This window comes from Bradyrhizobium macuxiense, assembly GCF_001542415.1.
Lineage (GTDB): Bacteria > Pseudomonadota > Alphaproteobacteria > Rhizobiales > Xanthobacteraceae > Bradyrhizobium > Bradyrhizobium macuxiense.
Genome location: NZ_LNCU01000107.1, coordinates 209,404 through 223,804, shown reverse-complemented (window position 1 = coordinate 223,804; position 14,401 = coordinate 209,404). Strand labels below are relative to the sequence as shown.

General features: G+C 56.8%; 11 protein-coding genes and 2 pseudogenes. 3 read left to right on the top strand and 10 right to left on the bottom strand.

Annotated features, from left to right (window positions below):
* Positions 1–498, bottom strand: a pseudogene (locus AS156_RS33115) (transposase domain-containing protein); the annotation flags it as partial.
* A 179-nt stretch (positions 499–677) separates the two neighbouring features.
* Here AS156_RS33115 and AS156_RS43135 point away from each other — a divergent pair.
* Entirely contained in the window at positions 678–1,004 is a 327-nt protein-coding gene (locus tag AS156_RS43135) for a hypothetical protein (RefSeq protein ID WP_160331186.1), read from the top strand.
* A gap of 161 nt (positions 1,005–1,165) precedes the next feature.
* On the opposite strand, the gene AS156_RS33105 is transcribed toward AS156_RS43135, so the two are convergent.
* Positions 1,166–2,098: a LysR family transcriptional regulator gene (locus AS156_RS33105; RefSeq protein WP_066513556.1), complete on the bottom strand. Its 933-nt coding sequence runs from the start codon at positions 2,096–2,098 to the stop codon at positions 1,166–1,168.
* 148 nt (positions 2,099–2,246) lie between these two features.
* Here AS156_RS33105 and AS156_RS33100 point away from each other — a divergent pair, with 148 nt between their 5' ends.
* Entirely contained in the window at positions 2,247–3,287 is a 1,041-nt protein-coding gene (locus AS156_RS33100; RefSeq protein WP_066513555.1) for an LLM class flavin-dependent oxidoreductase, read from the top strand.
* A gap of 465 nt (positions 3,288–3,752) precedes the next feature.
* Here the strand turns inward: AS156_RS33100 and AS156_RS33095 are convergent, their stop codons facing one another.
* The 6 genes from AS156_RS33095 to AS156_RS33070 form a co-directional block, all read right to left on the bottom strand.
* Entirely contained in the window at positions 3,753–4,595 is an 843-nt protein-coding gene (locus AS156_RS33095) for a helix-turn-helix transcriptional regulator (RefSeq protein ID WP_245313185.1), read from the bottom strand.
* A 514-nt stretch (positions 4,596–5,109) separates the two neighbouring features.
* Complete coding sequence (locus tag AS156_RS33090) at positions 5,110–6,102, bottom strand: LysR family transcriptional regulator (RefSeq protein ID WP_082747877.1); 993 nt, start codon at positions 6,100–6,102, stop codon at positions 5,110–5,112.
* A 144-nt stretch (positions 6,103–6,246) separates the two neighbouring features.
* Complete coding sequence (locus AS156_RS33085; protein WP_160331184.1) at positions 6,247–7,602, bottom strand: MFS transporter; 1,356 nt, start codon at positions 7,600–7,602, stop codon at positions 6,247–6,249.
* A gap of 363 nt (positions 7,603–7,965) precedes the next feature.
* Positions 7,966–8,865, bottom strand: coding sequence for an alpha/beta fold hydrolase (locus AS156_RS33080; RefSeq protein WP_066513617.1), 900 nt, complete (start codon positions 8,863–8,865; stop codon positions 7,966–7,968).
* 128 nt (positions 8,866–8,993) lie between these two features.
* On the bottom strand, positions 8,994–9,926 hold the full coding sequence (locus AS156_RS33075) for a fumarylacetoacetate hydrolase family protein (RefSeq protein WP_066513552.1): 933 nt from the start codon (positions 9,924–9,926) through the stop codon (positions 8,994–8,996).
* A 44-nt stretch (positions 9,927–9,970) separates the two neighbouring features.
* A complete protein-coding gene (locus AS156_RS33070; protein WP_066513551.1) occupies positions 9,971–10,915 on the bottom strand; it encodes a VOC family protein in 945 nt (314 codons plus the stop codon).
* A gap of 866 nt (positions 10,916–11,781) precedes the next feature.
* On the opposite strand from AS156_RS33070, the gene AS156_RS33065 reads away from it, so the two are divergent.
* Positions 11,782–12,945: an acyl-CoA dehydrogenase family protein gene (locus tag AS156_RS33065; RefSeq protein WP_066513550.1), complete on the top strand. Its 1,164-nt coding sequence runs from the start codon at positions 11,782–11,784 to the stop codon at positions 12,943–12,945.
* 154 nt (positions 12,946–13,099) lie between these two features.
* On the opposite strand, the gene AS156_RS45255 is transcribed toward AS156_RS33065, so the two are convergent.
* A complete protein-coding gene (locus AS156_RS45255) occupies positions 13,100–13,579 on the bottom strand; it encodes a GntR family transcriptional regulator (protein ID WP_245313179.1) in 480 nt (159 codons plus the stop codon).
* A gap of 9 nt (positions 13,580–13,588) precedes the next feature.
* Positions 13,589–13,807 (bottom strand): annotated as a pseudogene (locus tag AS156_RS46175) (GntR family transcriptional regulator); the annotation flags it as partial.
* Positions 13,808–14,401 lie beyond the last annotated feature (594 nt).

Here is a 14,401-nt window from a genome sequence, read left to right as displayed (position 1 = left end):
CCTGCCGGTAGAACGGCAGGTGATCGGCATATTTGGAGACCTGCACGTGGGCGACGGTGGCGTCGGCCGGCAATCCACCCTCGATCAGCCGAGCCGGGGCCGGCGCCTGCATGGACACCGTCCTCGCAAGCACGGCAGGCGTATCTGGGACACCGAGTAACAAAACTGCGCCGGGACCAGGTCCAGTCGCTCGCTTCGATACTCGCCGATCCGGTGTAACTCCCCCTGCCAGCAGGGACAGATCTTGTCCTCGATGTCGACGACGACCTCGATCCGCGGCAGGTGCGCCGGCAAAGCGCCACGGTTGCCGCAGCGCTTACGAGCCCGCGCCTCGGGGCCGTCAGGTGCGCTGAGGTCCTGCGCCGTCTCGGCTGTACGCTGCCACCTGCTCGACATCTTCCAGGCCCAGCAGCATCTGATCTTCAGGCAGCGTCTCTGGCGCCGGCCAAACCGATGCCGCTGCAATTCCTTGATGATCTGACGCAGCCGTTCCCTCTCGCCGGCCACGCCAGGGTTCCTCCGCCACATAATAATCAGATGCTGGTAAGCAGCTGCAGGACCGCGTCGTTCGGCCGGAATCGCGCGCTGCGGTCGCCTGAGACGTCCGCCTTCTCGAGTCGCCTCTCTGCTCGAACGGTGGTAGTCCGCATCTCTCGATGATCGGCATGGAACGAAGCATGGGCCAATCCGACGAACAGCGGAAACTGGGTCTCAAGAATCACGCTAGGGTACACTTCTTCAGGATCAGCACTGCCATCCTGACGTGGATCCTGTTGGGCGCGACGTTGATTTACAAACCCGAGTGGATACGAAACGGCATGCGCGCCGGCACGCGGGCTATCGAAGCAGTTGGCGATACGCTCCCTAGCTATTGGGGAGCTCAGGCCGAAATCGTGTTGCGAGAGCTGGGCGGCTTCCTTTGGCTTCAAATCACTGCAGCCATTCTCTTTGTTAGGTTCGTTCTCTGGCTGGTCGCTGCGGCTTGGCGGTGGCGCGGTCGATGAGACGCAAGAGGCTGCGTTGCTTCCTTGACGCCGACGATATCCGGTATCCCGTCTTGCCTGATGGCTCCCTGATGGTTTGAGTGTCTGCTGCTTGCAATAGCTGGTCTGACGAGGAGTGGTCGCGGCTGATGATATCGCAGCGGCGAGCCCGCCTATATGAGCTATCCAAACTTCATGCGTGCGGCAGGCGTCCGATCGATTTCCGCAGCAACATCAGATATTATCGCGCGCAACCACACCAGCGCGGGGTCCAAATGAAACGACGCTGGCCATTGGAGGCTCTCTCGAAATTCGGATATCCGAACAGGGGCGCGCAAGAGCTTCAGCGGGAACGTGCGCGCCAGTATCGCGGCTAGGCGTTGGTGCACGGTTGCGATGCGGTCTGTTCCGACTACCATGATCGCCATCATGGTAAAGTTCGGCGCAATGAGCTCGATACGACGCTTGCAACCTTGCTTCAATAACGCGTCCTCTTCAAACGATGTCATGGCGCCGTATTGTGCTCCGACGTGCCCGAGTTGAAGATACCGCCTGAGTGACATCGAACTTCCGACCTGCCGACTTCCCTTCCAAGCGACACAACAAAACTCGTCGGAAAATAATGGCTGTTTAGGGTGGCCTTCGATGAGGATAGAGTCCGGGAGAACGACAAAATCCACATCACCCCGCTGCAGTTGGTCGCCGATACGGTCGGTGAACGGAAGAAACTCCATGGAAATGCCGGGAGCCACACGATAGGCTCGCATTATCACCGGTTGCATCAATACCATGCTTGCATAGTCCGAAACGACAAGCCGGAAACGCCGTCGAGATTTCGAAGGTTCGAAACTTGGTTTGGAGATAAGGTTTGCACGGACCCGCAAAAGTATGTCGCGCGTCGGTGCTTCAAGGGACTGAGCCAGAGATGTGGGCGTCAGCTTTCGCCGATTGATCGTAAAGATCTCATCATTGAAATATTGACGTAGCCTGCCGATGGCGGCGCTCATGGCTGGCTGGCTGAGACAAAGACGCTCACTGGCGGCTTTCACGCTACGCTCTTCGAGAATGGCATCCAGAGCGACCAACAGATTCAAATCGAGCCCTTCGAAGCGCATTGGGTAACATCCATTTTGTAAAAGTCAGTGATCATCATAATCAATTTTACCTATGCGAGAACCCTGTGTATCCGTCGACGCACGCTCAACGGCGGGATCCGATCCGAGCCGTATCAACCAATACACGCGCGGACAGGAGGATTACGTCTTGATCAAGCCCTGGATATTTGAATTTCTGCAGATCCCAAATCTAAGCGAAGCAGACATTTCGCCCGAGACCATCTCCGCCGTCTTCGACGAAGGGTTCAAGCTTTGGTTGGAAGCCGAAAAGCTCGGATTCGAGGGGATATTCTTCAGCGAACACCACTTCGGGCTTTCGTACAGCCCCTCGCCCAACCTGCTGATCGCCGCGATTGCCCGGCACACCACCCGCTTGCGATTGGGTACAATGGGATTGGTAGTGCCGTTCTACGAGCCCTGGCGTATCGTCGAAGAGCTTACGATGCTCGACCACTTGACGAACGGTCGTATCGAAGTCGGATTTGCGGCAGGCGTGCCTCAGGAACTCTCTAGGTTGGGTGTCGGCATGGAAGAAGCCCGCGAGCGCTTCAATGAAGCCTTAGAAATTCTGGACGCTGCGCTCGAGCGGCACGCTATCGAGCACAAGGGCAAGTACTGGAAGTTCGACAATCTGAATTTGTTGCCGAACAAGTTTCTGCAGTCTTCCCCTCCGAAGTGGACAACGGTCATCAGCGCCACATCCGCACGAAAGTCAGCTCAAAGGCAGTCAAAAATCTGCACCGGTTTCCATTCAGTCGTCGACGTGAAGGAGCTATTCGACGCCTACCGCGACGAATCCGCCAAGTTCGGCTTTGCAGTGGGGCCGGATCAGATCGCTATCCGACGCAACGTTTGTGTGTCACGCGACGAGGCCGAGGCGCGCGAGGAGTCCCGAGCGGCAAAGGCCGCCGTTCTCAAAGTGGTGGCTGGCGATCCCCGCGTCGCTGCGCGGACGTCCTCGTTGCTCGACGCGCCGAAGGCTGGATCCGGCTTCACGCTACATGATGACGACTACATCGCGGGCACCTCGGCACAGGTCGCCGAGCAGATCATCGAGCAGTGCCGCGCATGCGGCGCAGGCCACTTCCTGTCGATTCTCGGAAGGAGCTTGGGGCCACGCCACCGGGAGAATTTCATTCTCTTCGGAGAAGAAGTCGTACCGCGGTTGCGGCGGGCACAGGTTGGCTAACCTCTCTGCCTATGCGAAGTTCTCCAGATACCCGCGATGCTCGCCAGAAGCATCTTCCGTGGTATTCCGCGAGAGAGCAGAGATCCCGCATTCGGATGCAGCGCAAAGCGGAGCCACGCTCTCTGCAGCGACCGGGACAGTCGCAATTCCCAGGAAGGTTTAATGAATGCCAAAACTGGTTGTTACACTACTTCAAAATGCGTTTCTGACGGATTGCGCATCGAAAACAAGTCGCTTGCGTTGGACTTGGCTTGCGAGGGGTATAGTACGGCTGCGTTTAGCCTGAACTGCACAGTCCGCTACGACCGAGCTCAAAGCGCCTCTCGGCGCCAACCGGAGAGGATCACCAGGACGAAAGATCGTAGGTCGACTCGATATCTCGCTTGACCAATAACATGGAACCAGACCGGAAGAGAGAGTGAGAGAGAGGGTTGGTATTCGGCGCAATGAGACGACGATAACGTTCTATGGAATGTATGAATGGATTGAGGATTTTCTTGCGCCATCTATCACCCTCGTGCGCCATTGAGTCCATTGACGCAGATACCAGGTAAGCAGCTCACGCTCGCTTCCGATTCCAAGACGCTGATAGATGCGCTTTCGATAAGTCTTGATTGTCTGTTCGCTGACGGACAAGTCTTGTGCAATATCGGATGATGGCAATCCGAACAGTATACGTGCACAGACTTGGATTTCGCGAGGGGGCACGCTGCTTCGCGCAATAATGCAGGCTTCGATATCTGGCAGAGACGAAAGCGCCCCGTCGACGCTACAGCGCTCGTCGCATGCGTCGACATGCTTGCCCAGAAAAGAGATGAGTAGTGCGGCCTTTCGACCCAGCTTATCGATCGCCTCTGGGGAAAATGGTGAGCAAGCCTCGTCATGCAATATGCTGAGGCCGAAATCACCACTGGCGCACCGTCCACATATGACCAGCCTGTCACGGCCAACCGACCAATGACATTTACCGGCGGATTCAACGTAGCCGGCGTCCATATAGACGAGCGCAGGCTTACCACCCTTCACGGTACGCTGCGCCTCTATTATCAGCGGAGCACGCTGCCAGTTGACCGCTTCTGAGTAGAAGGCCGACCTATGCTTAGGGAAGAACGAACAATGCTGAAGCTCGGTGAGTTCTTCTTTGCCTACTCGGAAGGCCAGGAAATGCCTTGCGCCGCAAAGAGCATGAAGAAAGGCCCCTAGCACGCTCGCAAAGCTCGGAGTGCCGATGGCTTCCAGCAGATTAACGAGAAGGTCGCCGTCGAATTGTGCGGTGCCAAGGGACTCCTGCACCACCACGCGCGGCACCGCCTTCAACAGCCTAGAGCTCCTTGGAGGCATCAGGGATTGCTGAGTGATCAAGATCGAGCAGCCCTTCCCGTCCAAAAACACGAACCCAATGACCAGAATTGCGATCCTGCCAGCCACGAGGCGCACACTCGCTGATCCATCGCGCGTGACGTGGTAGCAAACGTACTGAATGTGCTGAACGGTTTGTCGGTGGCAGTTCGCTTTAGAAAGCTCCGCAGCGTCCCGCGGATTAGGCCGTTGCCGGGGCTCATTTCAGGCCCTCCCACTTCTTTTCTTCAGGATATTTCAAGGATTATAGAACCCGATGGAGGCTGCAAAATGCTCAAAACGATCATCCGATGTATTACAGATGGTTATACCGTTGTGCTGCAGTCGCGACAATTTGTATGGCGAACACAATTCCCTTAGTTCGCATGTCTCGTAGTGCGTCGTAGCAACCGCAAGCAACACATTTGGCACGTCGCCTCTTGAAAAGGTCGCAGCCGTAATTGTTCATCCTGGCGTCCGTCCCTTAGGCATTCTCCAGGCGCGCGGCCGCTCGCACCAATAATTTACGGAACCAGTCGCGACCACGCTTTCGTTCGTTCGCCAGGCTCCAAAATGCGCTGATCAATAGTTGCTTGGTCGGAAAGGCAATCTCGATCACTCGCAATCGGCGATAACGGGCAAGGTCGTTGGCGATTTGACGAGGCAGCAAGCCCACGCAATCGGAGTTCTCGACAATAGCTCCTAGCGCCAGAAAGCTCGGAACCATGCACACGGGCTCGGTCTCAATAGCCGATGTCGGCTGGGCGAGCGCACACAAATCTTGCGGCATCCGTAAGTCTCGTCGGAACGAAACATAACGATTTGCTTGAAATTGTGCCGGCGTGATGCGCGCCGGAAGCGCCTTGTTTGTCGCAGAAGCAATACATACGATGTCGTCCCGCCAAAGCGAGAGTTTGCCCACACGTTTTCCTAACGCTTGTTCGAGCGTGCGCGGGCCAATCAGAAAGTCGATCTTAGCCAGGTCTTCTGGTGTCCGTATCGGACTCACGATGAATTCCATGACGACGCGCGGTGCTTCTTGCGCGCAAATCTCACAAAGAATTGGCGCGAAGCGTTGAATTACGTAGTCTGCAGTGTTGATGGCGAAATGAGCGGCCTCATTGGAAGGATCAAACGGCGCAGCTGGACTCAACAAGCCGTCGAGATCCCCAAGTATGCGGCCGAGGGGGCCCCTCAGCGCTTCTGCTCGATCAGTAGGCCTCGCATTGCGCCCCGGTGACACCAACAGCGGGTCATCAAAAGCTGAGCGCAGTTGCCGGAGCGCACGGCTCACGGCTGGTTGAGTCATGTTAAACGTTTGCGCAGTGCGGGTGACACTGCATGTTCTCAGGAGCTCATGCAGAACGGGTAAGAGGTCCAGATTAATCTTGTGCAGACGTGCCAAGATCTCGTAATCGCCGGCATTTTGTGCCGTAGCTTTAGCCGACCCCATATAAGCATTTTGTATGCGTTGCATGACTCTTTCATCGCTTGGTTATACCGACGGCGGTACGAGTCACGGAGGCTGCTGCCGCCTAGAGCGAGACACGGCTGCTTGATACATCAATTAATCTTGGGCACGCTGAAGATCCCAATAGTACGAGCAATTCGCGATGGCCCCTTACCGGGAAATCTCTTCGAGTTTTCGGCCACTGGTTTCGACGAACGCCAGAAACACAACCGCGGCTCCGAGCATTGCGGATCCCGCGAAAAAAAGGAACACCGCGCGCACGGAAAACATCGTTAGGAGTTGCCCCACAATTATGGGTCCAGTTATTGAGCCTACCCGAAGCCATCCACTGGCGAGTCCCGTCCCAAGCGCCCTCATCCGAGTTGGATAAATTTCTGCCGCGTAGAGGACAGCTCCGAGCAAATTGAACGTGATAAAAAACAGTCCGATCGAGGCCAAGGTCACGATCATTGCCAAGGAAGCGGACTGCGCAAGACCATACAGCGCCAACATCGTAATACCCGAGCCAAGAAAGCCCATGATAAACGTTAGACGTCGGCCAATCCGGTCAATTATGAAAGCCGCAAGGAGACATACCACCAATCCCACGCCGGTACTGTAAAGGCTTATTGCGAGGGCGTCGGCCAACGGCGCTTTGTAAACGGTGTTGTATATAGTTGGCATCCAGACAAGCAGGCCGGACCCAGTAAACGACGTGCAGAGCATTGCAAGCGAATTGTAGAATGTCCGACCGATGTACTGCCTAGAGAACAGTTCAATCCATTTCGACGGCTGCTCCGCAGTGACCGGAGAAACACCTAGATCAACCAAAGCGGACGAGTCTTCATCGTGCAACTTCGCAGCACGTTCAAGCCGCGAAACGACCTCCTCCGCCTCCTTTAGACGCCCTTTGCTCGCAAGCCATCGGGGTGATTCGGGTAGAAGGTGACGGAGAAATAGCGCCAAGAGAGCTGGAGCCGTTCCGAGAACGAACATCCATTGCCAGCCGAAATGCGGGACAATCCAAACCGCCGCGAACGATACGATAACCACCCCAACGGCGAAGCAGAATTGCAGCAAGAGCACGATCTTGCCCCGGCTCATCGACTGAGCTAGTTCATTTATATAGGTTACGCCCACAGGTAGCTCACCGCCTAGACCTACTCCCTGGATCAAGCGGCAAACGAAGAACGATGCGTAGCTCCAGGTGAAGGCGCATGCGAAACTGAAGATCGAAACAAGCCAAATTGACCAGCGAAGGGCTTCCCGACGCCCAAAACGCTCGGCAAGCCAACTAAACCCGATCGCCCCGATGAGTTGGCCAACGCTGCCGGCGGCGATAAGAATCCCTACGTTGCTCGGCGCGAGAGACCACAGCGCCACGAGAGCTGGCATTACGAAGGCGATCGCGAGAGAATCGAAGGCGTCAAAAAAATGAGCGGCTCCGACAATTCCGAGGATGCGAATATGCCAGGACGAAAATGGGATCCGCTCGATCCGTGCCGAGATACTGCTGGCTGAAGACATCCGTATTTCCCCCGATTTTGGCTTTTGATTAACGTTCATCCACGCTGGCATCTGACGCCCGCTTCGCGACAACGCATTCGAATTCGCGCTGACGTTCTTTGAGCGGCGAAACCGCGAGGCGCTCCTTCGATCCGGCGCGAAGGTAGCGATCAGTTGTGTAGACTGCACAGCCACAGCCGGAGCTCGCGCCGGGCAAGCAGTGCGGAATAGAATCCGCACCGCCAATTCCGTTTATGTTCGTGGCGTCCCGGAGTTCAGCCGGATCTGCCCTCTCGGCCCCGAGTCGAACGATCAACCTCAGATCGATGCGTCGTTCGATGGATCATCGAGCGTACGCGGCTCGTATCCGTGAGGGGTCCCCGGCTACTTCGTCAATAGGAATTCAAGATTGATCCGGTTGAATTCGTCGACTCGTTCCCATTGCGCCCAATGTGACGCGCCGGTCAACTCAACGAGTCGCGCGTTCGGAATGAGTTTGCTGTAGGCATAAGACGACTCAAGAAAGACGTCCTTTGAGTCGATGGCAGCAATGATCAGGTATGGATTGCCAATTTTCGAGACCTCGTCATCCGTCAGCGCATTGCGTTTCCAGATATCGGGCTCGATGCCTCCGAGTATGTTTGCCATGGACCTTTGCATCTCAGGCTGCCTGTAGATGGCCTGGCGAACTGCAAGCAGATCCGGGATACGCTTCTTAGGGTCTGCAATGAGGCCTTCAAAAACCGCCTCCATGGCTGTCCAGGTCGGGTTCGCGACGGCTTCCAGGCGCGAGCTTCTCGCCCTTCCCATACGTTCTCGAACATCGGGGGGCACCGGCTTGTCAGTTTGCGGCCTTCCCCAAGCCGAAATCATCGTCACCTTGGCAACACGATCGGGATAGAGCGTTGCGAATTTTGTAGCGACCCAGGATCCAAGCGATACGCCGATAAATGAAGCTTGAGCGATCTGCATCTCATCCATGAAGTTCTTGAGATGAGCAACGTAGTCAGAAACCTCAAGAACTTTGTCGGGCTTGGCAGTGAGACCATGGCCGAGCATGTCGAACGCAAACGTATTAAAGTGCGCGGCATGGGCACGTATATTGCCAAAGCAGTTTTCCCAGCTTCCACCCATTCCGTGCAGCATGATCAACGCTGGTGCATTTTTCTCTCCGGCTTGAATATACCGCGTCCTAACACCGCCGGCCGTCACGTACCCATGGCTGAAGGGCAGATCGTAGAGATGCAGCCAAATGCTTTTGTAATCTTCCGTCGAGTCAGCCATGTCTTCTCCTATTTTTGCTGCACACATTTGTATGCTTCGATGAAGTGGTCACGCCCAGCTGACGCGAGCCGTTTGCGCTGCTGGATAAGGTCGCCCGGATGAGGTCAGGTATACAATTCGCGCCAGAATTAGGCCGTGGCGTACTTGCCGGTGAGCTGCCGCGTGTGAGGCCCCTCGCCCCGCATCTGCTTGTGCTCTAGGCGCGTGGTGCGCGCCCAGGTGCGTTTCAGCTCATCCTTCACGCTGATTTGCAGGGTGCCAATCTTTTCGATCGTGAGCTCGATCTTGTCTCCATCCATGAACGGGTTCAAGCCGCGATGATTAGTGCCCGTCGCCAGGATATCGCCCGGCTCGAGGGTTTGGATTGAGCTGACCCATTCGATGCATCGCGGGATCTGGTGCGCCATATCGGAGGTATTGAACTTTTGCATCGACTGACCATTGTTGGTCAGCAGGATGTCGAGGTTCTGCGGATCGGAAATCTCGTCCGCAGTGACGATGCACGGTCCAATCGGCGCAAACGTATCGCGCGATTTCATTTGGAAGAAGATGTTCGTCGGCGGATGCAGCCCCCGCGCCGAGCCGTCGATGAAGCAAGTGTAGCCGAAGATGTGCTTCATGGCATCCGCTTGGCTTACTCGGGCGGCGCGCTTGCCGATAACGAGGGCAAGTTCGGCTTCGCCTTCGAAAATCGTCGCCGGTACGTCTGGTAGCACCATCGCGTCGCCGTCGCCGATCACCGCAGTCGCCACCTTGTGGAAGGCGTTGATATCCGGCCTCTCCGCCAGGGTGCCGTCCTCCATGTAATTCACCGCCATGCAGATAATGTTGTTGGGCTTTGGCAGCGGCGGACGCAACCGCACACTCTTGAGCGGCACGCCGGTGGCCGCAGCCGCGGCTTTGTCAACCCTGGCCTTGTATTCGTCCCAACGGGCGATCAGGCCCGTCATCAGGCCTTGAGCGTCGATATGGGGGATGTCCTTCACGGTGTCGGTGACGTCGGCGACCTGATCGCCCATAATGACACCAAGCCGGAAGTCATTGAAATAGCAGATCTTCATACTTCGTTTCTCCAGAACGTTCTGATGGGCAAACGCTTTTGCGACTAGGGGCTCACGTGACCGAGAAAGCGCTCTGGCGGGCGTTCGCCCCACTGTGATTGGAGGTGCTCGGCACTCAACAGGTTGCCACCATTCGCAGCATTCAAGCGGTCAGTGTCCGCCCAGCGCTCATGCATCCGCCCCCAGGGATCGGCCCAATAGTCGAACACTTGGCTACCGAGCATATGCCGACCTACGCCCCACATGAGCTCGTACTTGCCGAGGCTCTTAAGGTAGTCGTGATCTTGGAAGACCGCGTCGATGTCCTGCACTTCGTAGGAGACATGGTTGAATCCAGACCTAACGTTGTGCACGCAAAACATGACGTGGTGGTCGACGTATGTCGCGCCGCGGTCGAGGCGACTGAACGAGCCGATGATGTTCTCCTCATCACCCGCGTAGACGTCGTCGGAACGGATCATGCCCAAAGTATCGCGAAACCACGCGGTGGTCTCCTTGACCTTCGGCGTCGCGAGCACCCCGTGCCCGATACGCTGAACAAGAGTCGGGGATTTTGTAAGGCGCATGAGACGCCCGGCTCGGCGCAGCGGTTCACTGACTGTATTCGCTGGATCGCGCGCGATCTTGATCGGAGGCAATCGCCGCTCTACGCCAGCGATAAGCTCGATCTGGTAACCGTTCGGCTCGGTGAGCCGGACCCGTCTACCGCCGCCCGGCTCGTCCAACGTCTCGACACCAGAAGCACCTGGCAGCTTGGCCGCGCGTTTTAGGTCGTCCTCGTCCGCCGCATGATAGGCAAAGCCGATGAACTTCGTACCACCCTTGTGGGTGACATGCAGATGATGGGTGTCGGCGCCTCGCATGTAAAGCGCGTCCGGCGTGCGCTCGGCGCGAAGCATGCCGAAATGGGTCAAGAACTCTTCCATCGTATCGAGGTCTGGCGCCTCCATACGAGGGAATGCAAATTCGGTAGCCTTCAAGGTTGGCATCGTTTCCTCCGATCTGGTCTAAGATCGAAATCGATTATGATTATCGATTTCGTGCCTTGTGACATGGTCTGCATCAAGTTGCAACCCTATACACAGTAATCTACGGACAGAGGCCAAGTCAGCGATGAGTTGTTCGCGAGGGAAGAACGTTCGGAGGGGCCGGGCGAGCAAGGGTCGCGAGTCTTTCTTGACCAAAATGATAAATTGACATAATTATCGATATTATGACCAAATTCGATCACCCGGTCAGCGGAGCTCGAAGCGTTGTACGCAATTCTCGATCACGGTTGCCACTCCCTACTGGAGCCGGTGTTACGCCGCTGGAAAGGTGAGTGCGCTCGGGATCTTCGGCGGTCCGGCCTTACTGTGGAACTCGGGACACGCTTAGAAGTGGCTTGTCACGCATATCGAGACGCCCGCCGCGATTCTCGATTGGCCAAATCCGCGCTTTTGGACGACGGCAACTTTGATCCGCCTCCTGGCCGACGTTCGGCTTGCGGCTTCTGAGGCGAAAATGAAACTCTCTGCGCCGTTGATGCGCGAAATTCCGCCAGAAATGGGCCAGCAAGAAGTCTGTTCGCATCGTCCAGATTGCCGCAGCAAGACGCCGCTCGCACTCGCGTTCAGAGCTCTGTACCTCGGCACGCTTGGCGAACAGAGCATCCTTCGAAGCCGGTCGCGCAGGCGGCGATGATGCGATCAACAATCTGCGGCCGGGGCGCCTCGTTAGGTCGTACCGGCTCACAGCCGGCCAGCCCGCGCTGGAATGCCAAATTTCTTCTGCAAGGGGCAAGCTGCCTTTCAATTCCAACGCTGACGCTTCGTTGGCGATGACTTACATCCAAAGTTCCATAGGAGAACGACGCATGGCTTGCGAAATGTCGCTGCTCGAGAAAGCCGAAAAGATAACGCCTTTGATCCACGAGGCGCGCGATGCGAGTGAACGCGAACGGCGCATGTCTTCGTCAGTTCTGACAGCTTTTCACGATGCCAAGTTGTTCCGGATGATGATCCCGCAAGACGTTGGAGGGCTACAAGTCGATCCGATAACGTCGACCAGGGTGGTTGAGACCATTGCCGCCGCCGACGGAGCTGCCGGTTGGTGTTTGATGATCGGCATGACTTATGGAATGTGGGGATCGCGCCTGCATCAGGATGTAGCGCGCAGCATCTACGGTACTTCTGAGGCGGTTGTGGCGGGCGCCGTGCGTCCGGTTGGTCGCGTCCGTAAGGTTGATGGTGGCTTCATCGCTGATGGTCGCTGGAGTTTCGGCAGCGGCATCAGCCATAGCACGTGGCTGCTGGGAGGCTGCACCGTCTATGAGTCTGACGCGCCAAAGAAATCAGAAACCGGCGAAGTCGAAACGCGTCTTATCTTCTTCCCGACGCGAGAAGGCGAGATAATCGACACATGGGATACCGGCGGCCTGCGCGGAACTGGAAGTCACGACTACGCGGTCAAGGAACTGTTCGTTCCAGCGGAGCGGACGATTCCGTTTCATGCCCCCTCTCGTCTCGATGATCCGTTATATCGGATGCCACAGTTGGCGCTGCTCGACACTGCCATGGCCGCCGTTCCTTTGGGGATTGCACGTACCGCTATCGACACTTTCGTCGATCTCGCAGGGACCAAGAAATCGCACGCCTTTGCGAGCGCGCCGACGCAGCGCTCGACGATTCAGGCCGACGTCGGCCGCGCGGAGGCGATCCTGCAAGCCGCTCGCGCTTGGCTCTACGGTTCCCTGGAGGAAACGTGGAATGATGTGCAGAAGGGGCGTGAGATATCGATGCGGCAAGCTACCATGCTGCGGCTTTCCCGTGCGAACGCGCTGACGGCCAGCACGCAGGCGGTCGACCTGATGTATTCCGCTGCTGCCGGAACGGCTATCTATAGCAAGAGCCCGCTTGACCGCTGTTTTCGGGATGTGCATGTGGCTGCCCAACACGTGGCACTTCATCCGTCGAACTACGAAACCTGTGGCCGCATTTTGCTGGGAGTTGAAGGCTTGCCGGAGCGGCGCGGCCCTTAGAGGCGCCGGCTTCAAAGTAGTTTAAGCTTGCCCGGTTCTGGAAGGATGAAGCTGGGGCCGATCCGAGGGCAACGAAGGGCGAGACGTTGAATTGTGAGCCGCTCCTGCCGGCGCCGGAAATCGCCCGGCGCCTGCTGGCTGCGACTGCCGTCGCCTAGGCGGCCGTCGTCTTCTCGAGCAGGTTATTGTTAATGAGATTGCGAGTAGTGTGCTCGTAATGCACCTTGAGCAGCTTAACAGCCGAATCTGCGTCACGCGCGAGCGCAGCTTCCATAAGTGCACGATGGGCCGACACCTTTTTGGCGCGGCGATTGTCGGTCAACAAATAGCACATGCGGCGGTAGGGCTCGGAGGCATCGTACAGAGTACGGCAGATCTCAATTAGCGCCGGGCTTTCGCAAGCTTCTATAAGTGTAGCGTGAAATTCCGCATGTGCCGCTACAAATGCATCACTTGGCCGAGTCGGCTTCCTGTCATCACGAACCGATGTATTTGCCAGCTTGTGATGCGCAGCGAGTAATCGTGCCTCCCAGTCCAGCCCACCCAGCTCTATCGATCGTCTCAGCGCCAGGCCTTCGAGTTCGCAGCGCACAAAGGTGACATCATTCATCTCCTCAACGGTAAGCGCCGCCACCGTGAATCCCTGCTGGGGTCTCGCTCGAACCAACCTCTCAGTAGCAAGCCGCGTCAAAGCTTCTCGCACAATAGTCAGGCTTACGGAAAACTCGTCGCATAGCGCCATGAGCCGAAGGGGCTGCCCCGCACGCAGTTGGCCGCTGAGGATCTGAGACCTCAGCTTTTCGTGAATATCCCCCGCTAAAGTCCTGGAGGTATCCTTATGTGTCCTAGAGTTGCGATTCATTGGCCAAATATAGATAATTTCGTCTAGGCCGTCCAATCCCCAGATGGATCGATTCCTGCCGCTTTGGCGAGGCTTGCAAGCGCCATTCACCGGCAGAGGACGCGGAACACAACTTATAGTAAATTTAACGACTTTCTACAATTCATAAGGAAGCGAGAAGGCCCGAAAACCACTCCTATGGCTCGGTCCGGGCGTTCGCGAATGCCCGCCTAGAATTAGTTACGCCACCAGGATCTGAACTGCGGCTTTAAAGAAGCATCGGCCATTCGCCAGGAGGCCTGGCCTAGGCGCTAGGCGTGAATCGTGTTCTGCGACGACGGGCGCTGTGCCGCAAGGAAATCCAGCGATTGATGCAGTGGCCGGGCGTACCGCCCAAGACGCTTAAGCCCATCGCTTGCGGGAAACCACCGATGTGGCCGCGACGATGATGATAAGCTTTCGTGGCGAGTGCCGATCTTGCGAGCACTGAGATGCACATCGGAACACGCCGGTGGAAAGCCGCGTCTTACTTACAGCGCAGAACCTGCCTCTGAGGGCAAGAAACGTTCTGGGCGCATCCTTATGGTCTGATGGCTCCTGCGGCTCTTGGTGCTA